The organism is Streptomyces sp. NPDC006393 (assembly GCF_040628575.1).
Taxonomy (GTDB): Bacteria; Actinomycetota; Actinomycetes; order Streptomycetales; family Streptomycetaceae; genus Streptomyces.
On sequence record NZ_JBEXZD010000013.1, the window covers coordinates 24,876 to 47,806 of the forward strand.

Consider the following 22,931-nt stretch of genomic DNA (forward strand, 5'->3'; position numbering starts at 1 on the left):
GGATCTCCGGTCTTCTCCGGATCAGCTGAACCAACGCTGAGTAAAGCAATCGTAATGCAACGTAAAGTCCGCACATGGATTTTCGGAGCAAATGGGGCAGCTAATCATCTCGATGGGTGAATTCAGTCTTTTATCGGCTTGTCGTACTAATTCCTTCTCGCTCTCGTGCGACCTTGGCGGCGCTGCCGGCATGCCCGGCACATCACCAGCACACGCCGCCTCGGCGTTGGACGAGAGAAGGAAGAAGGTGGGCGGAACATGGCCGCCACCCAGAGGATCGCCGCGAGCGTCGTAGCCGCCGCGGCCTGCGCCTCGTCGCTCGCCGGGTGCGTGAGCGACACCGACGGCCCCTCACCGGGCCCGCAGGGAGCGCACGGTGCGCCCGAAGGCGTGCAGCAGCGGCCCGGGAGCGTGGTCCGCCTGATCGGGGACGGATCCACCGCGTACACCGGGGCCCAGCCGCACCTGCCCCGGCCGGAGCGGCTGAGGGCCGGGGAGAAGCCCCCGCAGTTCGTCGTGTTCTCCTGGGACGGCGCCGGCGAGGACAGCCAGAAGCTCTTCTCCCATTTCCGCGAGGTGGCGAAGGCCAACAACGCGAAGATGACGTTCTTCCTCAGCGGCGTCTACATGCTGCCCAAGGACAAGCGCGACCTGTACGACCCTCCGCAGCACGCGCCGGGCAGCTCGGAGATCGGCTTCAACGACGCGCGGGGCATCGCCGACACCGCACAGCAGGTCCGCCTGGCATGGCTGGAGGGCAACGAGATCGGCACCCACTTCAACGGCCACTTCTGCGGCCCGAACGGCGGGGTGGGCCAGTGGTCGGTCGACGAGTGGAAGAGCGAGATCGCCCAGGCCAAGGACTTCGTGAAGACCTGGAAGACCAACAGCGGCCTGGAGAACCTCGCCCCGCTGCCCTTCGACTACGACAAGGAGCTCATCGGCGCCCGCACCCCCTGCCTGGAGGGCCAGAAGAACTTCGTGAGGGCGGCGAGTCAGCTCGGCTTCCGCTATGACAGCAGCGGCGTCGCCAACCAGGTGTGGCCGAAGAAGAGAGAGGGTCTGTGGGACCTGTCCATGCAGCTCGTGCCGTTCCCCGGGCACACCTTCGAGCAGCTGACCATGGACTACAACTTCATGGTCAACCAGTCGGGCACACGGACCCAGGGCGACCCCGACAAGTTCGAGTACTGGGGCGACCAGATGCGCGACGGCCTGCTCAAGGGCTTCTACCGGGCCTACGACGGCAACCGCGCGCCGATGATCATCGGCAATCACTTCGAGTCCTGGAACGGCGGCACCTACATGCGCGCCGTCGAGGAGGTCGTGAAGGAGGTCTGCAACAAGCCCGAGGTGCGCTGCGTCTCCTTCCACCAGCTCGTCGACTGGCTGGACGCCCAGGATCCGCGGACCCTGGCCAAGCTGCGCACGCTGGAGGTCGGCGAGGCCCCCGAGCAGGGCTGGGCGTCCTTCCTGTCGGCCGACCCGGCCCCGGCACCCAAGGGCGTGCCCGGGGCGCCGAGGTCCTAAGGGGGTGTCAGCCGTCAGGCGAGGGCGGTGACGCCCTCGCCGAGGACGAAGCCGGGGTCGACCTGCGCCGCCAGGTCGGCCCCGGTCCGCTCGTTCCCCCACGAGGCGGCGTTCTTCAGGTGGAAGTGCACCATCTGCTGGGTGTAGCGCTGCCAGTCGCGCAGCTCGTACGTGGCGTCGGCGGCGACCTGGAGCGTGCGCAGCGCGCGGCGGTTGGCGTCCTCCAGGAGCTCGAACCGGGGCGGCCGGCCCTTCTCCATGGCGCGCACCCAGTCCGAGTGCCCGACGGTCACGAGCAGGTCGTCCCCGACCTCGGCCCGCAGGAAGTCAAGGTCGTCCTGCCCCTGCACCTTGTTGCCGACGACCCTCAGCACGACGCCGAAGTCGCGGGCGTACTCCTTGTACTGGCGATAGACGGAGACCCCCTTCCGGGTCGGCTCGGCGACGAGGAACGTGATGTCGAAGCGGGTGAACATGCCGGAGGCGAAGGAGTCCGAACCCGCCGTCATGTCCACCACGACGTACTCGTCGCGGCCGTCCACCAGGTGGTTCAGATACAGCTCCACCGCTCCGGTCTTGGAGTGGTAGCAGGCGACCCCCAGGTCGGCGTCCGTGAAGGGCCCGGTGACCATCAAACGGACGGCGCCGCCGTCGAGTTCCACCTGGCGCGCACAGGCTGCGTACAGCGGGTTGTCCTCGCCCACCCGCAGCAGCCGCGAGCCCTCGCCGGGCGGGGTCGTCTTGATCATCGTCTCCACGGAGGCGATGCGCGGATTGCTGCCCCGCAGGTAGCTCTTGATCAGCGCCAGCCGGTCGCCCATCGCGGGCAGTGCGGCCGCCTCGGCCTCCTCCAGGCCCAGCGCGGCTCCCAGATGCTGGTTGATGTCGGCGTCGACCGCGACGACGGGTGCCCCGGCCGCCGCGAGATGGCGGATGAACAGGGAGGACAGCGTGGTCTTGCCGCTGCCGCCCTTCCCGACGAAAGCAATTTTCATGTTCACCAAGGGTAGTGCCGCGATAGCTGTACGTGGCAGCCTGCGTGAAGAAGACCACTCCTTCGGGGAGTGGGCCGCCCGGGTGCGTAGGGTCGTACCCATGAGTACGCAAGGCGCGACCGCCGATCCCCTCGCGGCCCTGGGCGCGCTGCCCGGCGTGGCCGAGTCCGTGGAGTCCGTGCGCAAGGCCGTCGACCGGGTCTACGGGCACAGGATCATGCGGCGCCGGAGCAACGTGATCACCTCAGAGGCGGCCCTGCGTGGCGCGCGCGGTTCCGCGGCGCTGTCCGGGGCGGACTGGGCCCTGGAGGAGGTACGCCGGCGTACCGACTTCAGCGGGGACGACGAAGCGCGCGTGCTGGGTGCGGCCCTGCGGCTGACGGCCGAGGCCGGCCAGCTGCTGTCCATCTGGCGGCAGTCGCCGCTGCGGGTTCTGGCCCGGCTGCACCTGGTGGCCGCCGCCGGCACGGAGGACACCGTCGGGCGGCCGCGCCAGGAGGGCGAGGACGTCCACGAGCCGCTGATCGAGCTGCCGCTGCCCAGGGCCGCCGAGGTCTCCGGGCGGCTGGAGGGCCTTTCCGAGCTGATCGTCGCGGGCACTTCCGCGCCCGCCCTGGTCACCGCGGCCGTCGTGCACGGCGAACTGCTGGCGCTGCGCCCCTTCGTCTCCCACAACGGCCTGGTGGCGCGAACGGCCGAGCGCATCGTCCTGATCGGCAGCGGTCTGGACCCGAAGTCGGTCTGCCCGGCCGAGGTCGGCCACGCCGAACTGGGCCGCGCGGCCTATCTGGCGGCCCTGGACGGCTATGTCTCCGGCACTCCCGAGGGCATGGCGGCCTGGATCAGCCACTGCGCCAAGGCTGTCGAGCTGGGTGTACGCGAGTCGACGGCGGTGTGTGAGGCGCTCCAGCGCGGGGCCGCGTGACGGCCGCGTCGTAGGCGGCGGGTCGGCGCCGAGAGTTCGGGCCGGTCTTGCGCATGGTTGCGGCGGTACGAGATCTCGTACCGCCGCTGGCATGAGCACCGAGTTACCAAGCGTCCTCGATATGTCGCCCATCAGGTCGGGATCTTTGCCCGTCACCTGGTGCGGCTGGCCCGTAATCGACGGGTCGACGTCGCGTGGGTGCCCGGTGTTCATACGGGGTCCGTGGGGCCGAATGCGTTTTAAAGGTGATCCTCTCGGATGTCCTTCGGTCTCGCGGGCCGCTGAGTCCTTTGTACTGCAAGCGGGGAGCAAGCGGAACCCCTGCCCGCACTTCTTTACTTTTAGGTTCAAATGCGGCATAAACGGACGCCGGGATCCCGGACGCGTATTCCTGGCGTGTGACCCGACGGCCGATCCCCGGCACCTGCCGGGCTCAGGTGGCCGTGCCCCGCCGCCGGCTCGCGTACCAGACGAGTCCCGCGGTGGCCATGGCCGCTCCGACGGCGGCCGCCGCGACCAGGGCGGGACGCGGCGGCACGGAGAACCCGGGGAGCCGCTGCTTGAGCCGTACCGGGCGGTGGAAGTCGAGAATCGGCCACCCGCGCGCGAGGGCCTCCCGGCGCAGCGCCCGGTCCGGGTTCACGGCGTGCGGGTTCCCCACCGACTCCAGCATCGGCACGTCGGTGACCGAGTCGCTGTAGGCGTAGCAGCGGTCGAGGTCGTACCCCTCGGACGCGGCCAGTTCGCGCACCGCCTCCGCCTTCGTCGGGCCGTAGGCGTAGTACTCGACCTCGCCGGTGAAGCAGCCGTCCTCACCCACCACCATCCGGGTGGCCACCACCCGGTCCGCGCCCAGCAGTTCCCCGATCGGTTCGACCACCTCCGCACCCGACGTGGACACGATGACGACGTCCCGTCCGGCGCTGTGATGCTCCTCGATGAGCGAGGCGGCCTCGTCGTAGATGATCGGGTCGATCAGGTCGTGCAGCGTCTCGGCGACGATCTCCTTGACCTGCCGCACGTTCCAGCCGCGGCACAGCGCGGACAGATACGCGCGCATGCGCTCCATCTGATCGTGGTCGGCGCCACCGGCGAGGAAGACGAACTGGGCATACGCGGTACGCAAGACGGCCCTGCGGTTGATCAGCCCACCTTGGTAGAACGACTTGCTGAACGTGAGCGTGCTCGACTTCGCAATGACCGTCTTGTCCAGATCAAAGAAGGCCGCCGTGCGGGGCAAGGAGTGGTTTTCCACGTCCCTGAGCATAGGGGCAGCCCATTCGGCGTAAGGTGGGCGCGTGGGTTTGCCTGAGAGGCCTCTCGGGTACACCATGGAAGTCACGGATCGTTCGCGACCGTGCTAACCCGGTCCGACTCCTCCCCCCCCGAGTCGGCCGTGGAGACGACCCCCGCTCTCCCCCCCGGCGGGGGTCGTCGCATGTCCGGGTGGGTTCTCCCCCTTCTGTGCGCCGTCGCGGGTCGTACCTGCCGTAACAGACGCCCTGCGCGGCTCCGCCCATGATCCCTCACGGTGAGTAGTCGCAGGGATGCGCTGCGGCAGTCGCACGAGAACCAGCACAGGGGTCACCGGTTTGGGTGACGGCCATTTTCACAGCGGCTGAGTTGTCCACAGATTTCGACCAAGATCCACATCATTTCCCGGTTCGCTGCACCGTGATTCCTGCGTGCACCGCTCGCGGCGAGTTCATGGCCGGTTCCGTTTGTCGGGCGCGTATGGCCGGTTCGTATCGGCCGTCCATATGAAGGCCGGTTGCCGGTTCTTCACATGTTCTGGATTCGCGCTGCCGCGGGGGCCGCGCGAGTGATGCAGCGAAGGGGGACCGACCCGTGACCGGAACCGTCACACACGATCCGCCGCCCGGTACCGGAGGGCGGCAGGGCGGACCGCTGATCGTCACCGAGGACGCCGGACTCCTCGACGACCTGCTGCGCCTGTGCGCGGCGGCGGGCGCCACACCGGAGGTCCATCACGGGCTGCCGGAGCGCAGAGGCACCTGGGAGGCCGCGCCGCTGGTGCTGGTGGGCGACGATGCCGCCCGGCGGGTGCGCGGGGCCGTGCGCAGGCGCGGAGTGGTCCTGGTCGGCCGCGACCAGGACGACTCAGGGGTCTGGCGGCGTGCCGTCGAGATCGGCGCCGACCATGTGCTGGTACTGCCCGACGGCGAGCAATGGCTGGTCGACAGGATCGCCGATGTCGCCGAGGGCGTCGGCCGGCCCGCGCTCACCGTCGGCGTCATCGGCGGCCGGGGCGGGGCCGGTGCGTCCACGCTCGCCTGCGCGCTCGCCGTCACCGCCGCGCGGGAGGGCCTGCGCACCCTCCTGGTGGACGCCGATCCGCTGGGCGGCGGGCTCGACGTGCTGCTCGGCGGGGAGGCGGCCGAGGGGTTGCGCTGGCCGGCGTTCGCCGCCTCGCGCGGACGGGTCGGTGGCGGCGCCCTGGAGGAGTCGCTGCCGGAACTGCACTCGTTGCGGGTGCTCAGCTGGGACCGGGGCGACTGCGTCGCCATCCCGGCGCAGGCCGTCCGGGCGGTGCTGGCCGCCGCCCGGCGGCGCGGCGGCGCCGTGGTCGTCGACCTGCCTCGCCGTGTGGACGAGGGCGTCGCCGAGGCCCTGGCCCAGATCGACATCGGGCTGCTCGTGGTCCCCGCCGAGCTGCGGGCCGTGGCCGCCGCCACACGCGTGGCCTCCGCGGTCGGCATGGTCCTGCGGGATCTGCGGGTGGCGGTACGGGGGCCGTACGGGCTCGGCCTCGACGACCGGGAGGTGACCCGGCTGCTCGGGCTGCCGCTGGTGGGTGAGGTGCCCGTGGAGTCCGGGCTGCGGCGACCCGGCGAGGGCAGGACGCCACCCGGCGGGAACGCGCGCGGCCCACTGGCCCGGTTCTGCACGGCCTTCTGGGAGCGGGCCCTGACCGAGGCGGGTGCCGCATGAGGCCGGCGGTCGATCCCCGGCGAGGACGCACGGGGGTGCGGGGCGCTTCGACGGGCGCCACGGGCGTGTCCGGGCGTGCCGACGAGGGCGGGCGTGCGGAGGGACGGGGGCGTGCGGACGGACGGGGGCGTGCGGACGGGGGACTTGTGAACGGAGGTGGGCGTGCGGGTGGGCGCGGGAGCCCCGTCGGCGGGCTCGGGAGTGCTGACGGGTCGAAGGGCGTGGACGGGCTGGGGAGTGCTGACGGGCTCGGATACGGCCGTGGGATCGGGGACTCCCGGATGTCCGCGCAGTTGCTGGACCGAGTGCGGCGGTGGCTCGCCGAGAGCGGGGCCGAGCCGACGCCCGCGCGTGTGGCCCAGGCGCTGCGGGAGCAGGGCCGGGTGCTCGGGGACGCGGAAGTGCTCGGGGCGGCCGAGCGGTTGCGGTCCGAGCTGATCGGCAGCGGCCCGTTGGAGCCGCTGCTCGCCGATCCTTCGGTGACCGACGTCCTGGTGTCGGCCCCGGACCGGGTCTGGGTCGACCGTGGGGGCGGACTGGAGCGGGCCGCCGTCGCCTTCCCCGACGCGGCGGCCGTACGACGCCTCGCGCAGCGCCTGGCCGCCGTGGCCGGACGGCGCCTGGACGACGCCCGGCCCTGGGTCGACGCCCGCCTGCCCGACGGCACCCGGCTCCATGCCGTGCTGCCCCCGGTCGCCGTCGGCTGCACCTGCCTGTCCCTGCGCGTCGTACGGCCACGCGCGTTCACGCTCGGCGAACTGGTGGCGGCGGGCACGGTGCCGCCGGGCGGGGACCGCGTACTGCGGGCACTGGTGCGAGCGCGGCTGTCCTTTCTCATCAGCGGTGGCACCGGCAGCGGCAAGACCACACTGCTCAGCGCGTTGCTCGGTCTGGTCGGCCCGGGAGAGCGGATCGTGCTCGCCGAGGACTCGGCGGAGCTGCGCCCTGACCATCCGCACGTCGTACGCCTGGAGACCAGACCCGCCAACCAGGAGGGCGCGGGCCTCGTCACCCTCGAGGACCTGGTGCGCCAGGCGCTGCGGATGCGGCCGGACCGACTGGTCGTGGGCGAGGTGCGCGGCGGCGAGGTGGTCCATCTCCTGGCCGCTCTGAACACGGGTCACGAGGGCGGCTGCGGCACGGTGCACGCCAATGCGGCCGCGGACGTGCCGGCCCGGCTGGAGGCGCTGGGCACGGCCGCCGGGCTGGACCGGGCCGCGCTGCACAGCCAGTTGGCCGCGGCACTGTCGGTGGTGGTGCACCTCGTGCGGGACCGCGCCGGGCGCCGGCGGATCGCCGAGGTGCGGGTGCTGGAAAGGGACGCGTCGGGGCTGGTGCGGACGGTACCGGCACTGCGCTGGGGCGCGGACGCGTTCGTGGCGGAGCGGGGCTGGGAGCGGCTGAAAGAGCTGCTCGGTGCGGAGGGTTCGGAAAGGGATCCGGGGCTTTCGGAGGGGAAGTGGTGAGCGGAATGAGGGGGTTGTTCTCCATGGGGGAGCCGTTCTCCGGACCGGCGTTTTCCGGATCGGCGCCTTACGGGCCGGTGTCCATGGCGGCGGCCGTGGTGTGTGCCGGGGCGGCAGTGTGGCTGCTGGGCGGGCGGCACTCCGCGGCGCGGCGGGCGCGGTTGCTGCTCGCCGGTGGCGGGGTGATGGGCGCGGAGCCGCCGCTGTGGGAGAGGGCCCGTGACGAACTGGCCCGCGTCGGCGGGCGGTTGCGCGCCGAGTGGTGGGCGCCGGCCGCCGGGCTGGTGCTGGCCGTGCTGGGCGCCTCGGTACTGCCGGTCGTCGCGGGGGTGGCCGGAGTGCCGGTGCTCCGCCGGATCCGGCTCGCGCGGGCCGCGCGCCGGGAAAGGGAGCGGCGGGCCGATGCGGTGATCGCCCTGTGCTCGGCGCTCGCCGGAGAGGTGCGGGCCGGGCGTCAGCCGGGCGAGGCGCTGCTGTACGCGGCTCGGGAGTCGGGTGGTCTGGGAGAGGCCCAGGCGGCGGTGCTGGCGGCGGCGCGGTTCGGCGGCGATGTGACCGGCGCGCTCGCCACGGCGGCCCGGCAACCGGGTGCCGAGGGACTGCGCGGACTTGCTGCCTGCTGGCTGGTGGCCGTGGACCAGGGCGCGGGCCTGGCCGCCGGGCTCGATCGGCTCGAAGCGGCGCTCCGCGCGGAGCGGGACCAACGCGCCGACCTGCGCGCCCAGTTGGCGGGCTCACGGGCCACCGCGGTGATGCTCGCCGGGCTGCCGGCCCTGGGTCTCCTGCTCGGTACGGCCATGGGTGCCGATCCCCTGCACGTGCTGCTGCACACGGGAGCGGGCCTGGGATGCCTGCTGGTCGGCGGGGTGCTGGAGGCCGCGGGGCTGTGGTGGGCCCTGGGGATCGTGCGACGGGCGGAGGCGGCGTGAGCGGGGATGTTGTCCACAGGCTGGGGACGGTCGCGGGAGTGGCGGCGCTCCTGGCGCTGTCGGTGCGATGGCTGAAGACCCTGCGCGGGAAACGGAAGGCGCGGCGGCGGATGACCTCGCTGCTGGGGGCGGCTCAGGCGCTCCAGCGGGAGCGTACCGGTCCTCGCCTCCCGGTGCCGGCTGCCCTGCGGTGGTGGCTGTCTGCGGCTGGGGTCGTGGGCGCCGGATGGGCGCTGGTCGGCGGGCCCGCCGGGGTCGTGGCCGGGCTCGTCGGCGCGGTGGGACTGTGGCGACTACGGCGGCGGCAACGGGCGGTTCCCCGTCCCGGGGAAGAGTTCGACGCGGCCGAAGCCGCCCGGCAACTCCCTCTCGCGGCGGACCTGGTGGCGGCCTGCATCGCGGCCGGCGCAGGTCCGGTGATCGCCGCCCAGGCGGTGGGGGACGCCCTGGGCGGGCCCGTGGGGGAAGGGCTGGCACGGGGCGCGGCGGAGGTACGGCTCGGCGGCGCCCCGGCCGACGCCTGGCGGCAACTCGCCTCGATACCGGGCGCCTCCGCCCTCGCGCGGCTGCTGGAGCGGGCCGACGAGTCGGGGCTCCCCGCCGCCGGACCGGCCGCGCGGCTCGCGGCCGATGTGCGGGCCGGCCGGGCGCGCACCGCCACGGCCCGGGCCCGCCGGGCGGCCGTCCTGGTCACCGCGCCTGTGGGGCTGTGCTTTCTGCCCGCCTTCGTCGCGGTCGGGGTGCTTCCCGTGGTGATCGGCCTCGCGGGAGGGGTGCTGAGAGGGGGTGGTGGCTGACGGGGCGGCGGACGCGCTGGAAGCGCCGGCGGCGCTGAACGCGCGATGAGTGAACGCGGTGAGCGAACAACGGACCGAGACATCACGGGGGTTGAGATGTACGCAAGGACACGGGCACGGCTGCGTGCCCTGCTGGGCCGGATGCGCGGGGACACGGGAATGGTCACGTCCGAGTACGCGATGGGCATCATCGCGGCGGTGGCCTTCGCCGTGCTGCTGTACGAGGTGGTGACGAGCGGGCAGGTGAAGACCGAGTTGCAGAACATCGTGAAGCGAGCGCTCAGTGCCCGGATGTGAGCACCGGCGCGACCGGGGAGCCGACCAGGGGTTCGTCACCGCGGAGGCCGCCATGGTCCTGCCCGTGCTGGTGCTGGTGGTGACGACGCTGGTCTGGGGGCTGCTGGTGGTGCTCGTGCAGATCCAGTGCGTGGACGCGGCCCGGGTTGGTGCCAGGGCCGCCGCTCGGCAGGACCCGGACGGCGCCGTCACCCGCATGGCGCGCGAGGCGGCACCACAGGGCGCGAGCGTCACGGTGACCCGGCAGGGAGGGTACGTCCGCGTGGTCGTCGTGGCCGAGCCGCCGGGGATGGGCGCACTGCCCTTCCGGCTGAGAGAGGAGGCCGTTGCCGAGGCGGAGGAGTCGATGGGAGCGGCCCGGGACCCGGACCGGACCGTCACGAAGAGCGGGGCGCGGAACGCGGAGCAGAAGGAAACGAAGAATGGGGCGAAGAACGGGAGCGGCTCATGAGGTGCCGGTTCCCCGGCGGTGACCGGGGCTCCGCCACCGTCTGGAGCGTGGGGGCGATCGCCCTGCTCTGCGTGGTGTTCGGGGGCGGTCTCGCCCTGGGCCAGGCCGTGGTCACCCGGCACCGTGCGGCCGGTGCCGCCGACCTCGCGGCGCTGGCGGCGGCGGAGCACTGGGCGGAGGGCCGCGCCACGGCCTGTGCCCGGGCGGACCGGGTGGCACGGGCGCAGGGCGCCCAACTGGTCCGGTGCGCGATCGCCGGTGACATCTCGGACGTCACGGCGGAGTCGGAACGCGGTCCGTTCACGGCACGGGTCAGGGCGAGAGCGGGACCGCAGGACCCATCGGGAACCGCGTCACCGCTCACCCACGTGGACCAAGCCGCCTCCGGACGGCCCGAGCCCGGCCCCTGAGGTGCGAGCCCGCACCCTGACGGCCTAAGCCCCGCCCCCCTTCTCCTCCCCCTCCTTCCCCTCCTCCCCCTCCTTTTCCTCCGGCTCCTCGGGCGACTCGGGAGCCCCCTTCAGCAGCACCGTCAGCAGCCGGACGGCTCCCCTCTTGTGGAGCGGATCGTTGCCGTTGCCGCACTTGGGGGACTGGATGCAGGACGGGCAGCCCGCGTCGCACTCGCAGGAGGCGATGGCCTCGCGGGTGGCGGTGAGCCAGGCGCGGGCGGTGTGGAAGGCGCGCTCGGCGAAGCCCGCACCGCCGGGATGGCCGTCGTAGACGAAGACGGTGGGCAGAAGGGTGTCGGGGTGCAGCGGGATGGAGACGCCCCCGATGTCCCAGCGGTCGCAGGTGGCGAAGAGGGGCAGCATGCCGATCGAGGCGTGTTCGGCGGCGTGCAGGGCGCCACCGAGGATCTCCGGGCTGATCCGGGCCTCGTCGAGCCGGTCCTCGGTGACCGTCCACCACACGGCGCGGGTGCGCAGCGTACGAGGAGGGAGGTCGAGTTTCGTCTCGCCCAGCACTTCACCGGTGATGACACGCCTGCGGAGGAAGGAGACCACCTGGTTGGTGACCTCGACGGAGCCGTAGCACAGGCGGCCGTCGCCCCAGGGGACCTCGACGTCCGTCTCCAGGACGGAGATCGCCGTCGTGTCACGGGCGACCGTGGTGTACGGCGGGGCGGCCTCCTGGACCAGGGCGACCGAGTCGTCCAGGTCGAGGGAGCGCACCAGGTAGGTGCGGCCCTGGTGGAGGTGGACGGCGCCCTCGTGCACGGTCGTGTGCGCGGCGGCCTCGTCGACCGTGCCGAGCAGCCGCCCGGTGTCCGCCTCGACGATCTGCACCGGACGTCCGCCCCCGCCGCGGATGTCGGTGAGATCCGCGGCCCGCTCCCGGCGCGTCCAGTGCCAGGCCTTCGTCCGGCGGCGCAGCAGCTTCGCGGCCTCCAGCTGCGGCAGCAGCTCCGCGCAGGCCGGTCCGAACAGCTCGACGTCCTCGTCGGTGAGGGGCAGCTCGGCGGCGGCCGCGCACAGGTGCGGGGCGAGGACGTAGGGGTTGTCCGGGTCGAGGACCGTGGACTCCACCGGCTGGTCGAACAGGGCCTCCGGGTGGTGGACGAGGAAGGTGTCCAGCGGGTCGTCGCGGGCCACGAGCACGGCCAGTGCACCCTGGCCTGCGCGCCCCGCCCGGCCGGCCTGCTGCCACAGGGAGGCGCGGGTGCCGGGATACCCGGCGATCAGCACCGCGTCGAGGCCGGAGACGTCCACGCCGAGTTCGAGGGCGGTCGTGGCGGCCAGGCCCAGCAGCTCACCGGAGTGCAGGGCGCGTTCCAGGGCGCGGCGTTCCTCGGGGAGGTAGCCGCCGCGATAAGCCGCGACACGCCCGGCCAGCGGGCGATCGATTTCGGCCAGCCGTTCCTGGGCGATCACCGAGATCAGTTCGGCGCCGCGCCGGGAGCGTACGAAGGCGACCGAGCGCACGCCCTGGAGGGTGAGGTCGGTCAGCAGGTCGGCGGTCTCGGCGGTGGCCGTGCGACGGACCGGGGCGCTCTTCTCGCCGTGCAGTTCGGTGAGCGGGGGCTCCCAGAGGGCGAACACCAGTTCACCGCGTGGGGAGGCGTCGTCAGCCACCTCCACCACCGGCAGGCCGGTCAGCCGGCGGGCGGCCACCGAGGGCTGTGCGGCGGTCGCCGAGGCCAGCAGGAAGACCGGTGAGGCGCCGTAGCGCGCGCACAGCCGGCGCAGCCGGCGCAGGACCTGGGCGACATGCGAGCCGAAGACGCCCCGGTAGGTGTGGCACTCGTCGATGACGACGTACTTCAGGGACCGCAGGAAGGAGGACCAGCGCGGGTGCGAGGGCAGTATCCCGCGGTGCAGCATGTCCGGATTGGTCAGGACGTAGTTGGCGTACTGGCGGATCCACTCGCGTTCCTCGACCGGCGTGTCGCCGTCGTACACGGCGGCCCGTACGGCGCTGCCCAGCGGCCGGGCCAGGTCCCGTACCGCGCGGCACTGGTCGGCCGCGAGGGCCTTGGTGGGGGCCAGGTAGAGGGCCGTGGCGCCACGGCCGTTCGGTGCCTCCGAACCCCCCAGCAGCGTCGACAGCACCGGAACCAGATACGCCAGGGACTTTCCGGACGCCGTGCCCGTGGCGACGACCACCGAGTCGCCGTCGAGGGCGTGCTCGGCCGCGCGCGCCTGGTGGGCCCAGGGGTGCTCGATTCCGCACGCCTGGACGGCCGCGACCACCTCCGGGCGAATCTCTGCGGGCCAGACGGCATGCCGACCCGCCCGCGGGGGCAAGTGCTCCGTATGAGTGATGCGCGCAGCCCTGCTCGGCCCGGAGGTGAGCCGGTGCAGAACCGCGCCCGGAGTCAGGCGGGTTGCGGGGTCCGTCGGGGATCGATCGGATCGGTGATTCTTGGCCATTGGCCCCGAGTGTGTCACCGGCGTGACGGACAATGGAGCCAAGGCGTCGTGCACGCCTGCCGGTAAGTGATTGAATGCCATCGCGGCTGGCGAACCGTCCTGGGGGCCTCTGCCGAGGTGCCCGAGGGGCGACCGCTCGATAGCAAGGTGCTGGAGGATCCGTGGACCTGTCCCTGTCGACCCGTACCGTCGGCGATCGTACGGTCGTCGAGGTCGGTGGCGAAATCGACGTATATACCGCGCCCAAGCTGCGCGAGCAGCTGGTCGAGCTGGTGAACGACGGGAATTTCCACCTCGTCGTCGACATGGAGGGCGTGGACTTCCTCGACTCCACCGGTCTCGGCGTGCTGGTCGGCGGTCTGAAGCGAGTGCGTGCCCACGAGGGCTCGCTGCGCCTGGTCTGCAACCAGGAGCGCATTCTCAAGATCTTCCGCATCACCGGTCTGACCAAGGTGTTCCCGATCCACACCTCGGTCGACGAAGCGGTGGCGGCCACCGACTGACCGCCGGTCCCGGGCCGGTGTCCGGGGCGGAAGAACTTCACGCGGGAGGCCGGGCTCTCGGCGGCCCGGCCCCGCGACAGCACGCCCGTAGCTCCTAGGGGGATGCATGGCCACCGTCGAACTCCGCTTCAGCGCGCAGCCCGAGCATGTCAGGACCGCCCGGTTGGTGGCGGCAGCGGTGGCGCGCAGGGCCGGAGTGGACGAGGCCGTCCTCGACGAGGTCCGGCTCGCCGTCGGCGAGGCCTGCTCCCGTGCGGTCGGGCTGCATCAGAGCGGCGGCATCGTGGCACCGGTGACGGTGATGCTGATCGAGGAGGAGAAGCAGTTCTCCATCGAGGTCGGCGACGAGGCCCGCCACGCGTCGCACGGCCCCGGGGACGCTCCGGGCGCCGTGGACGACGCGGAGGCCGAGGAGGACGAGATGGGCCTCGCGGTCATCAGTGGCCTGGTCGACGACGTGAAGGTCTCGGCCGGGCAGGACGGCGGGTTGATCAAGATGACGTGGCCGACCACGCCGCCCACCGCCGTGCTCGCCTGAGCCGGCGGCTCACAGTTCCCGTACCGAAGGGCCCCACCGAGGTGGGGCCCTTCGGCATGTCGCGGGACGGTGAACGTACCTACTATGGGTTGGCCATCATTTCGTGAAGTCATTCACGATCGATAGCCCGATAATGGATCAAGGGTCAATGCTCCAGGGGCATTACTGCTTTCGGGTGGCGTAGCACCCGACGATCATTTGCTGAGAAGGGTGTGACGGCTGATTCCATTTACCGCACACTGTTTTGATCGGGTTCAGCTACCTACAATCCGTCCACATCTTGAGCTCAGCCCAAGCGTCAAGGAGGACGAATGGCGGGGCTTTCTACCCCTCATCAGTTGGGCCAACCCACAACCTTCGCAGCCGCAGTCCTGACCCACGACAATCGGATCATCGTGGCGGTCATCGGGGCCGTCGCGCTGGCCGCGCTCGTGGTCGCCGGCGTCCTGGTGCGCCAGGTGCTCGCGGCGGGCGAAGGCACCGACAGCATGAAGAAGATCGCGGAAGCGGTTCAGGAAGGCGCGAAGGCCTATCTGGGCCGTCAGCTGCGCACCCTCGGCGTATTCGCCGTCGTGGTGTTCTTCCTGCTCATGTTGCTGCCCGCGGACGACTGGAATCAGCGCGCCGGACGGTCGGTGTTCTTCCTGATCGGAGCCGCGTTCTCGGCGGCCACCGGCTACATCGGCATGTGGCTCGCCGTGCGCAGCAATGTGCGTGTCGCCGCGGCGGCACGGGAAGCGACTCCGGCGGAGGGTGAGCCGGAAAAGGATCTCACCACCGTCTCGCACAAAGCCATGAAGATCGCTTTCCGTACGGGCGGCGTCGTCGGCATGTTCACGGTGGGGCTCGGCCTGCTGGGCGCCTCCTGTGTGGTGCTGGTGTACGCGGCCGACGCGCCGAAGGTGCTGGAGGGCTTCGGCCTCGGCGCCGCGCTGATCGCGATGTTCATGCGTGTCGGCGGCGGCATCTTCACCAAGGCCGCCGACGTCGGCGCCGACCTGGTCGGCAAGGTCGAGCAGGGCATTCCGGAGGACGATCCGCGCAATGCCGCGACCATCGCCGACAACGTGGGCGACAACGTCGGCGACTGCGCGGGCATGGCGGCCGACCTCTTCGAGTCCTACGCGGTCACGCTGGTCGCCGCGCTCATCCTCGGCAAGGCCGCCTTCGGCAACGACGGGCTCGCCTTCCCGCTGCTGGTGCCCGCGATCGGTGTGATCACCGCCATGATCGGCATCTTCGCGGTCGCACCGCGGCGCGCCGACCGCAGCGGCATGTCCGCGATCAACCGTGGCTTCTTCATCTCCGCGGTGATCTCGCTGGCGCTGGTCGCGATCGCCGTCTACACCTATCTGCCCTCGTCGTACGCCGACCTGACCGGCGTCACCGACGCGGCCATCCGCGGCAAGGACGGCGACCCGCGGATCCTCGCCCTGGTCGCGGTCGCCATCGGCATCCTGCTCGCCGCCGTGATCCAGCAGCTGACCGGCTACTTCACCGAGACCAACCGGCGGCCGGTCCGCGACATCGGCAAGACCTCGCTCACCGGGCCGGCCACCGTCGTCCTCGCCGGTATCTCCGTCGGCCTGGAGTCGGCCGTCTACACCGCCCTGCTGATCGGCCTCGGCGTCTACGGGGCGTTCCTGCTCGGCGGTACGTCGATCATGCTGGCGCTGTTCGCGGTGGCCCTGGCCGGCACCGGCCTGCTCACCACGGTCGGTGTGATCGTCGCCATGGACACCTTCGGCCCGGTCTCCGACAACGCGCAGGGCATCGCCGAGATGTCCGGCGACGTCGAGGGCGCGGGCGCCCAGGTGCTCACCAACCTGGACGCGGTCGGCAACACCACGAAGGCCATCACCAAGGGCATCGCCATCGCCACCGCCGTGCTCGCGGCGTCGGCGCTCTTCGGGTCGTACCGCGACGCGATCACCACCGGCGCGCAGGACGTCGGGGCGAAGCTGTCCGGACCCGGCGCTCCGATGAGCCTGATCATGGACATCTCGCAGCCCAACAACCTGGTCGGTCTCGTCGCCGGAGCCGCGGTCGTCTTCCTCTTCTCCGGACTGGCGATCAACGCGGTGTCGCGGTCGGCGGGCTCGGTGGTGTACGAGGTGCGGCGGCAGTTCCGCGAGAAGCCCGGGATCATGGACTTCACCGAGAAGCCGGAGTACGGCAAGGTCGTCGACATCTGCACCAAGGACGCCCTGCGCGAACTCGCCACGCCCGGCCTGCTCGCCGTCATGGCGCCGATCTTCATCGGGTTCACCCTCGGTGTCGGCGCGCTCGGCGCGTACCTCGCGGGCGCCATCGGCGCGGGCACGCTGATGGCGGTGTTCCTCGCCAACTCCGGCGGCGCCTGGGACAACGCCAAGAAGCTCGTCGAGGACGGCCACCACGGCGGCAAGGGCAGCGAGGCCCACGCCGCCACCGTCATCGGCGACACGGTCGGCGACCCCTTCAAGGACACCGCCGGGCCCGCGATCAACCCGCTGCTGAAGGTCATGAACCTGGTGTCGCTGCTCATCGCGCCCGCGGTCATCAAGTTCAGCTACGGCAGCGACAAGAGCATCGGCGTCCGGATCGCGGTCGCGGTCCTCGCGATGGTCGTCATCGTCGTCGCGGTCTACATCTCCAAGCGGCGCGGAATCGCCGTGGGTGACGAAGACAACGCCGAGCAGATGTCCAAGTCGGCCGATCCCGCGGTGGTTTCGTAGGCGGTCGTACGACAGGCCCAGTTCACGAGGCGGGCGGGTGGCGCACACATGGCGTCGCCCGCCCGCTGCGTGTGCGCCCGGACCCGCTCCCGTGAGCCTTCTCTCGCTTGGTGCAAATGGCTACAAGGAGGGTCATACGGTGTGCTCGGATCCTGGTTGTCGCCCATACGGCGTGTATGTTCCGGGGCCGAGAGCCATGGAAGGGACCAAACCGGTGAACAAGAAGCTCGCGGTCGCACTGTCCGGCGGTGCGGTACTGGTACTGGCACTGACGGGATGCACCGGCAACAGCGCCGACGACAAGAACGACGCGCTGGACGCCTGGGCCAAGCAGGTGTGCGAAGGGGTGCAGCCGCAGGCGAAGAAGATCGAGGCCGCCAACGCCGCGATCCAGAAGGAGACCTCGGACAACAGCTCCCCGGCCGACGTGCAGAAGACCGACGCCCAGGCCTTCCAGGACATGTCCGACGCCTACAAGGCGATCGGCGCCGCCGTGAACACGGCCGGTGTGCCCAAGGTCGACGACGGCAAGAAGAAGCAGCAGGACGCCGTCAAGGAGCTCAACGACCTCGGCGCCTCCTACGCCTCGCTCAAGCAGCAGGTGGACAAGCTCGACACCAAGGACCAGGCGAAGTTCGCGGACGGCCTCAAGGACATCGCGACCCAGCTGGACAAGCTGAGCAAGAGCGGCAGCGACGCCCTGAAGAACCTCGAGGAGGGCGACGTCGGCCAGGCGATGGCCAAGCAGCCGAGCTGCAAGTCCACCTCCCCCTCCGCGTCCGCCCCCGCGTCGGGCGCGACGACCGACGGCTGACCTGTACGCGTGCGTGCGCGTCGGTGGGACATGCGATGTCGGTGGGAGCGGACACAATGGGTGCGTGAGTGACTCCAGCGTGCCCGCACCGACCGCCCTGCCCGCCGCCGACCGTCCCGACGTCGCCTCCCGGCTCCGGGACGCCCTGCTCGGCGCCTCCTTCACCGCCGACGGCCTGCTCGAGCTGCTCGGCGCCCCCGCCTACGCGGCACTGGCGCGCAGCGAGACCGTGCCCGCGCTCCGGGCCACACGCGGGGACACACCACTGGAACTGCTCGTCCGCCTGTTCCTGCTGCAGCAGCCCGTGCCGTACGCGCGCGTGGCGGACGTCCTGCCCGTGCCGGAGTGCCTGGAGACCGGCTGGCTGACGCGTGTCGGCGGGGACGAGCTGGCCGCGACCGTGGACGTCAGGCCGTACGGCGGGCTCGACGGCGAGGACTGGTTCATCGTCTCCGACCTGGGATGCGCGGTCGGCGGCGCGGGAGGCATCGGCAGCCACGAGGAGGGCGTCGTCCTCGGCGTCGGCGGTGCCTCCACCACCCTGGCCGGCATCACCGTCCGTACGCCCGTCGGTTCCGCGCTCGACCTCGGCACCGGCTCCGGCATCCAGGCCCTGCACGCGAGCCGGCACGCCACCCGGGTGACCGCCACCGACGTCAACCCGCGCGCGCTGCACATCACCGCGCTCACGCTCGCGCTGTCCGGCGCCCCGGCCGCCGATCTGCGCCAGGGCTCGCTGTTCGGGCCGGTCAGGGACGACGAGACGTTCGACCTGATCGTGTCCAACCCGCCCTTCGTGATCTCCCCCGGCGCCCGGCTGACCTACCGCGACGGCGGGATGGGCGGGGACGATCTGTGCCGCACGCTCGTTCAGCAGGCGGGGGAGCGGCTGAACGAGGGCGGGTTCGCGCAGTTCCTCGCCAACTGGCAGCACGTGGAGGGGGAGGACTGGCAGGACAGGCTCAGGTCATGGGTGCCCCGCGGGTGCGACGCGTGGATCGTGCAGCGCGAGGTGCAGGACGTCACGCAGTACGCCGAGCTGTGGCTCAGGGACGCGGGCGACCACCGCGGCGACCCGGCGGAGTACCAGGCGCGCTACGACGCCTGGCTGGAGGAGTTCGAGGCGCGCAAGGTGAAGGCGGTGGGCTTCGGCTGGATCACCCTGCGCCGGACGGGCTCGGCGGTGCCCTCCGTCACCGCGGAGGAGTGGCCGCACCCGGTCGAGCAGCCGCTCGGCGACACCGTGCGCGCGCACTTCGCCCGCCTCGACTATCTGCGGGACCACGACGACGCCGCGCTGCTCGACGCACACTTCCGGCTCGTCGGCGAGATCGTGCAGGAGCAGGTCGGGCTGCCGGGCGCCGAGGACCCGGAGCACGTGGTGCTGCGCCAGCAGCGCGGGATGCGCCGGGCCACCACGGTGGACACCGTCGGCGCCGGCTTCGCGGGTGTCTGCGACGGGACGCTGAGCGCCGGCCGGATCCTGGACGCCATCGCCCAACTGGTGGGCGAGGACCCGGCGCTGCTGCGCGAGCGGACGCCCGCGCAGATCCGGCTGCTGGTGGAGCAGGGGTTCCTGGAGCCCGCTCACTGAAAGCGGTCGGCGAACTTTTTTCGGACACGGCCCCGGCGCGCGTCAGCCACCGGCCGATGACCGCGCGTGAGGGGGAATGGAAGCCCGTCCGCCCTCCGTTCACCAAGGGTTGGTCCGGCCGTCGTCCGCGCGTGCCAGCCTCCCCGACCGGGGCTCCGGAACGGGGAGGGGATGGAGATGGAGAGCGGACCGGCGATCTTCGCCGGGGCGGTGTTCGCCCTGTTCGGAGCGGTTCTGCTGGGGTGGACGGCGGTCCGGGTGCGGCAGCGGGAACCCGTCGCGCTCGGCGTGCATCCGATCATGGCGGCGACCGTCGCGAGCGTGATCGCGCTGGGGAATCTGGCCCTCGGGGCGTGGTGTTTCTCACGGCTGTGAGGATCGCCGCGGCACTCCGGTCCGCGTAACCGGCACGTCACGATGTGTGTCCGCTCGGACAGGCGGGTGAGCGGTCCGGGCGGCAGGAAGGGCTGTAGTCGGGTTACCGTTCGAGTGGCCGTTGCGGGCTTTTCCCGTTTGACACGGGGGCGGGCTGTACCGTCACACTCCGCAGCGTCAGCACGACCCGACCCCGGGAAACCGAGCCCGGGGAGCCCCAGCCTGGGGATACCCAGAGAGACCCAGCGTCGACCGGAGAGAAGAGCGAAGTTGTCCCCGACCAGCGAGACCGCACAGGGCGGCCGCCGACTCGTCATCGTCGAGTCGCCTGCCAAGGCGAAGACGATCAAGGGCTACCTCGGCCCCGGCTACGTCGTCGAAGCGAGCGTCGGGCACATCCGCGACCTTCCCAACGGTGCCGCGGAGGTTCCCGAGAAGTACACCGGCGAGGTCCGCCGCCTCGGTGTGGACGTAGAACATGACTTCCAGCCGATCTATGTCATCAACGCGGACAAGAAGGCACAGGTCAAGAAGCTCAAGGATCTGCTGAAGGACTCCGACGAGCTCTTCCTCGCCACTGACGAGGACCGGGAGGGCGAGGCCATCGCCTGGCACCTCCAGGAGGTCCTGAAGCCGAAGATCCCGGTCAAGCGGATGGTGTTCCACGAGATCACCAAGGACGCGATCCGCGAGGCCGTCGCCAACCCGCGCCAGCTCAACCAGAAGCTGGTCGACGCCCAGGAGACCCGCCGCATCCTCGACCGCCTCTACGGCTACGAGGTCTCGCCGGTGCTGTGGAAGAAGGTCATGCCGCGGCTGTCGGCCGGCCGCGTCCAGTCGGTGGCGACCCGGCTCGTGGTCGAGCGGGAACGCGAGCGGATCGCCTTCCGCTCCGCCGAGTACTGGGACCTGACGGGCACCTTCGCGACCGGCCGCGCGGGCGACCCGTCCGACCCGTCGTCGCTGGTCGCCCGCCTCCAGACCGTCGACGGCCGGCGCGTGGCCCAGGGCCGCGACTTCGACTCCGTGGGGCAGCTGAAGTCCGCGAACACCCTCCACCTCGACGAGGCGAACGCCCGTGCGCTCGCCGCGGCCCTGGAGAACACCCGCTTCTCCGTCCGCTCCGTCGAGTCCAAGCCGTACCGCCGCTCGCCGTACGCCCCGTTCCGTACGACGACGCTGCAGCAGGAGGCGAGCCGCAAGCTCGGCTTCGGCGCGAAGGCGACCATGCAGATCGCCCAGAAGCTGTACGAGAACGGCTACATCACGTACATGCGTACGGACTCCACGACCCTGAGCGACACGGCGATCACCGCCGCCCGCGCCCAGGTCACCCAGCTGTACGGCGCCGACTACCTGCCGCCGCAGCCGCGTACGTACGCCGGGAAGGTCAAGAACGCGCAGGAGGCGCACGAGGCGATCCGTCCCTCGGGCGATCGTTTCCGCACGCCCGCCGAGACCGGCCTGACCGGCGACCAGTTCAAGCTGTACGAACTGATCTGGAAGCGGACCGTCGCCTCCCAGATGAAGGACGCGACCGGCAACAGCGTGACCGTGAGGATCGGCGGCACCGCCGCCGACGGCCGGGACGTCGAGTTCAGCGCCTCCGGCAAGACGATCACCTTCCACGGCTTCCTCAAGGCCTACGTCGAGGGCGCCGACGACCCGAACGCCGAGCTCGACGACCGCGAGCGGCGCCTGCCCCAGGTCCGCGAGGGCGACCCGCTGAGCGCCGAGGAGATCACGGCCGACGGCCACTCGACCAAGCCTCCGGCCCGCTACACCGAGGCCTCGCTGGTCAAGGAGCTCGAGGAGCGCGAGATCGGCCGCCCGTCGACGTACGCGTCGATCATCGGCACGATCCTCGACCGCGGCTATGTGTTCAAGAAGGGCACGGCCCTGGTGCCGTCCTTCCTGTCCTTCGCCGTGGTGAACCTCCTGGAGAAGCACTTCGGACGGCTCGTCGACTACGACTTCACCGCCAAGATGGAGGACGACCTCGACCGCATCGCGCGCGGCGAGGCCAAGGCGGTGCCGTGGCTGAAGCGGTTCTACTTCGGTGAGGCCAACGGCATCGGCGGCGCGGCCGAGGCCGGCAACGGCGACGGGGACCACCTCGGCGGTCTCAAGGAGCTGGTGACGGACCTGGGCGCGATCGACGCGCGCGAGGTGTCGACGTTCCCGGTGGGCAACGACATCGTGCTGCGCGTGGGCCGCTACGGGCCGTACATCGAGCGCGGTGAGCGGGAGACCGAGGCCCACCAGCGCGCCGACATCCCCACCGACCTGGCCCCGGACGAGCTGACCGTCGAGCTGGCCGAGGAGCTGCTGGCCAAACCCAGCGGCGAGCGACCGCTGGGCACCGACCCGGAGACCGGCCGCCCCGTCGTCGCCAAGGCCGGCCGCTACGGTCCGTACGTCACCGAGGTGCTCCCCGAGGGCACGCCGAAGACGGGCAAGAACGCGGTCAAGCCGCGCACGGCCTCGCTCTTCAAGTCGATGTCGCTGGACACGGTGACGCTGGACGACGCGCTGAGGCTCATGTCGCTGCCGCGTGTCGTCGGCACCGACGCGGAAGGCGTCGAGATCACCGCGCAGAACGGCCGCTACGGTCCGTATCTGAAGAAGGGCACGGACTCGCGCTCGCTCCAGTCGGAGGACCAGCTCTTCACGATCACGCTGGAGGAGGCGCTGGCGATCTACGCCCAGCCCAAGCAGCGCGGTCGGGCCGCGGCCAAGCCGCCGCTGAAGGAGCTGGGCGGGGACCCGGTCAGCGGCAAGCCGGTCGTGGTCAAGGACGGGCGGTTCGGTCCGTACGTCACCGACGGCGAGACCAACGCGACCCTGCGCTCCGGCGACAGCGTCGAGACGATCACGCCCGAGCGCGGCTTCGAGCTGCTCGCGGAGAAGCGCGCGAAGGGCCCCGCCAAGAAGACCGCGAAGAAGGCGGCCGCCAAGAAGACGACGGCGAAGAAGACGACGTCCACGGCGGCCAAGAAGACCGCGGCCAAGAAGACGACGACGGCCAAGAAGGCGACGGCCGCGAAGAAGACCACCACCGCCAAGAAGACGGCCGCGAAGAAGGCCACCGCTTCGAACGCGGCGGAGGACTGATCACGGGCGGACGCGCGCCCCGGCACTGCTTCGGTGCCGGGGCGCGCACGCGTCGGTACCG

19 protein-coding genes are annotated in these 22,931 nt (G+C 71.4%); 16 read left to right on the forward strand and 3 right to left on the reverse strand.

The genetic code is table 11. The features are described from left to right. Positions 1–258 precede the first annotated feature (258 nt). Positions 259–1,530, forward strand: coding sequence for a hypothetical protein (locus ABZ484_RS08900; RefSeq protein ID WP_358865193.1), 1,272 nt, complete (start codon positions 259–261; stop codon positions 1,528–1,530). Between the two features lie 14 nt (positions 1,531–1,544). On the opposite strand, the gene ABZ484_RS08905 is transcribed toward ABZ484_RS08900, so the two are convergent. Beyond that, positions 1,545–2,525, reverse strand: a complete 981-nt coding sequence (locus ABZ484_RS08905) for an ATP-binding protein (RefSeq protein ID WP_358865194.1) — start codon at positions 2,523–2,525, stop codon at positions 1,545–1,547. A gap of 100 nt (positions 2,526–2,625) precedes the next feature. Between ABZ484_RS08905 and ABZ484_RS08910 the strand changes: the two genes are divergently transcribed. Beyond that, complete coding sequence (locus ABZ484_RS08910) at positions 2,626–3,450, forward strand: oxidoreductase (protein WP_358865195.1); 825 nt, start codon at positions 2,626–2,628, stop codon at positions 3,448–3,450. Positions 3,451–3,883: 433 nt separating this feature from the next. Here the strand turns inward: ABZ484_RS08910 and ABZ484_RS08915 are convergent, their stop codons facing one another. Next, positions 3,884–4,717, reverse strand: coding sequence for an HAD-IB family hydrolase (locus ABZ484_RS08915; protein ID WP_358865196.1), 834 nt, complete (start codon positions 4,715–4,717; stop codon positions 3,884–3,886). A gap of 581 nt (positions 4,718–5,298) precedes the next feature. Between ABZ484_RS08915 and ssd the strand changes: the two genes are divergently transcribed. From ssd to ABZ484_RS08950, 7 genes are all read left to right on the forward strand, one after another. Further along, a complete protein-coding gene (ssd, locus tag ABZ484_RS08920; protein ID WP_358865197.1) occupies positions 5,299–6,402 on the forward strand; it encodes a septum site-determining protein Ssd in 1,104 nt (367 codons plus the stop codon). A 281-nt stretch (positions 6,403–6,683) separates the two neighbouring features. Then, on the forward strand, positions 6,684–7,868 hold the full coding sequence (locus tag ABZ484_RS08925) for a TadA family conjugal transfer-associated ATPase (protein ID WP_358865198.1): 1,185 nt from the start codon (positions 6,684–6,686) through the stop codon (positions 7,866–7,868). A 23-nt stretch (positions 7,869–7,891) separates the two neighbouring features. Then, the gene (locus ABZ484_RS08930; protein ID WP_358865199.1) at positions 7,892–8,797 is read left to right on the forward strand and encodes a type II secretion system F family protein; all 906 of its coding nucleotides are present in this window, start codon (positions 7,892–7,894) and stop codon (positions 8,795–8,797) included. Then, positions 8,794–9,594: a type II secretion system F family protein gene (locus ABZ484_RS08935; protein ID WP_358865200.1), complete on the forward strand. Its 801-nt coding sequence runs from the start codon at positions 8,794–8,796 to the stop codon at positions 9,592–9,594. Before ABZ484_RS08930 ends, ABZ484_RS08935 begins: the two co-directional genes overlap by 4 nt. 96 nt (positions 9,595–9,690) lie before the next feature. Next, a complete protein-coding gene (locus tag ABZ484_RS08940) occupies positions 9,691–9,891 on the forward strand; it encodes a DUF4244 domain-containing protein (RefSeq protein WP_358865201.1) in 201 nt (66 codons plus the stop codon). Further along, positions 9,878–10,342, forward strand: a complete 465-nt coding sequence (locus ABZ484_RS08945; protein ID WP_358865202.1) for a TadE family type IV pilus minor pilin — start codon at positions 9,878–9,880, stop codon at positions 10,340–10,342. The genes ABZ484_RS08940 and ABZ484_RS08945 overlap by 14 nt, the downstream gene beginning before the upstream one ends. Continuing rightward, positions 10,339–10,752, forward strand: a complete 414-nt coding sequence (locus ABZ484_RS08950) for an Rv3654c family TadE-like protein (protein ID WP_358865203.1) — start codon at positions 10,339–10,341, stop codon at positions 10,750–10,752. Before ABZ484_RS08945 ends, ABZ484_RS08950 begins: the two co-directional genes overlap by 4 nt. 24 nt (positions 10,753–10,776) lie before the next feature. On the opposite strand, the gene ABZ484_RS08955 is transcribed toward ABZ484_RS08950, so the two are convergent. Then, entirely contained in the window at positions 10,777–13,296 is a 2,520-nt protein-coding gene (locus ABZ484_RS08955) for a DEAD/DEAH box helicase (protein WP_358865204.1), read from the reverse strand. Between the two features lie 80 nt (positions 13,297–13,376). Between ABZ484_RS08955 and bldG the strand changes: the two genes are divergently transcribed. The 7 genes from bldG (at position 13,377) to topA (ending at position 22,870) form a co-directional block, all read left to right on the forward strand. Then, positions 13,377–13,718 (forward strand): anti-sigma factor antagonist BldG, encoded by a 342-nt coding sequence (gene bldG, locus ABZ484_RS08960; RefSeq protein ID WP_009189842.1) that lies wholly within the window; start codon positions 13,377–13,379, stop codon positions 13,716–13,718. A 106-nt stretch (positions 13,719–13,824) separates the two neighbouring features. Next, positions 13,825–14,256, forward strand: coding sequence for an ATP-binding protein (locus tag ABZ484_RS08965; RefSeq protein ID WP_358865205.1), 432 nt, complete (start codon positions 13,825–13,827; stop codon positions 14,254–14,256). Between the two features lie 311 nt (positions 14,257–14,567). After that, entirely contained in the window at positions 14,568–16,973 is a 2,406-nt protein-coding gene (locus ABZ484_RS08970; RefSeq protein ID WP_358865206.1) for a sodium-translocating pyrophosphatase, read from the forward strand. Positions 16,974–17,169: 196 nt separating this feature from the next. Then, complete coding sequence (locus ABZ484_RS08975) at positions 17,170–17,787, forward strand: small secreted protein (RefSeq protein WP_358865207.1); 618 nt, start codon at positions 17,170–17,172, stop codon at positions 17,785–17,787. Between the two features lie 64 nt (positions 17,788–17,851). Then, positions 17,852–19,381 carry a class I SAM-dependent methyltransferase gene (locus ABZ484_RS08980; protein WP_358865208.1) on the forward strand — a complete coding sequence of 510 codons (1,530 nt, stop codon included), beginning with the start codon at positions 17,852–17,854 and terminating at the stop codon, positions 19,379–19,381. A gap of 177 nt (positions 19,382–19,558) precedes the next feature. Continuing rightward, on the forward strand, positions 19,559–19,756 hold the full coding sequence (locus ABZ484_RS08985; protein ID WP_358865209.1) for a hypothetical protein: 198 nt from the start codon (positions 19,559–19,561) through the stop codon (positions 19,754–19,756). A gap of 270 nt (positions 19,757–20,026) precedes the next feature. Further along, entirely contained in the window at positions 20,027–22,870 is a 2,844-nt protein-coding gene (gene topA, locus ABZ484_RS08990) for a type I DNA topoisomerase (protein WP_358865210.1), read from the forward strand. Positions 22,871–22,931 lie beyond the last annotated feature (61 nt).